At 48.8% G+C, this 1,157-nt stretch carries 1 protein-coding gene and 1 pseudogene; one reads left to right on the top strand and one right to left on the bottom strand.

Going from position 1 to position 1,157, the window contains the following annotated elements; all coding sequences use genetic code 11:
• Nucleotides 1-494: 494 nt before the first annotated feature.
• Nucleotides 495-596: pseudogene (locus D5S03_RS09520) on the bottom strand (desulfoferrodoxin FeS4 iron-binding domain-containing protein); the annotation flags it as partial.
• Between the two features lie 151 nt (nucleotides 597-747).
• Between D5S03_RS09520 and D5S03_RS09515 the strand changes: the two are divergent.
• Nucleotides 748-1,157 (top strand): AarF/UbiB family protein (locus D5S03_RS09515; protein WP_287043696.1); only part of this gene is annotated, 410 nt, incomplete at its 3' end.

Raw genomic sequence — 1,157 nt, 5'->3', positions numbered from 1 at the left:
CTGGCCATATCCACCATGATCCCGCCTACTATTATACCCGGGGCCGGGCTGCCGTGAAAATTTCGAACCACCTCCAGAAATTCTTCGAACTCATAACCGCCGATACGCATTCTTGCCTCCGCTTGCTTATGATTTGATTATTTTCCTGGCAACTGTTCACCACCTGAGACTAAGACAATCTAAACTCACCGGTAACCAGTTACCTTTCCTGAAACATTTCCAAGGATTTTGCCGTGTTCCCGGCTCCGTGCTTGCTGGTCAAATCCAGGCCGTTCTGAAAACATTGCAGAAGCTGCGACAAAAAGCAATAGGGTGCCTTTTGCAAGGGCAGATCCTCACGGGGAACGGTATTGAATTAAGAATTAAGGTTGCGGGGTGGCCCGCGGCAGATTTTAAAGCCAGAAATAAGTAAGCGGCCGCATTCTGGAGAACATATCCAGGACGCGGCCGCTTTTTTTTGTGTCGGATTCAGGCTGCCTGTATTACTGCTTGACCATGGGCTGGCCGCAACAGACCAGTTCGCCGCCTCCGGCTTCCTTGACTTCAACAACATTGCCGCAGATTTCGCACTTGTAGATTTCTCCGATTTCGGGCATGACTTTCCTCCATATAAGTTAGTGGTTTGATTAAAGATCCGTCTGCAAGGCCGGTATCTACACAGATACATGGCTACGACGCTTGTTTTTTATAATAAACCATTGTCAGCAACCGGGCAAGACCTGCAAAAAATAAAAAAAGGAGATCTATATGGACATCAGATCAATTGCACATTTGGGACGGTTCCGGGAAATTGTCTCCACCCTGGCAAAATACGGGTTTCATGACATAGTGGAGCGACTGGAGATACCGGGTCTCAGGTATCTGAAGAAAGTCAAGCCAAAGCATGAGGACCTGCACACCTGGGAGCGGGTGCGCAAGATACTGGAGGAGCTAGGACCTACGTTTATAAAGCTTGGGCAGATCCTTTCCCAGCGGGCGGATATCGTTCCCGAAGGGTTGATGAAGGAACTCAGCAAACTGCAGGATGATGTGCATGCAGAAGACTTTGAGGACATAAAAAAGGTCCTGGAAAAAAACTATCTTGCACCTCTGGATGAGATATTTTCGGAAATAGATCCTTTGCCCCTGGCTGCAGCCTCCATGGCCCAGGTGCACCG

Origin of the sequence: Desulfonatronospira sp. MSAO_Bac3 (assembly GCF_003838035.1) — a bacterium.
Lineage (GTDB): Bacteria > Desulfobacterota > Desulfovibrionia > Desulfovibrionales > Desulfonatronovibrionaceae > Desulfonatronospira > Desulfonatronospira thiodismutans.
This window is presented reverse-complemented; position numbering and strand designations above follow the sequence as displayed.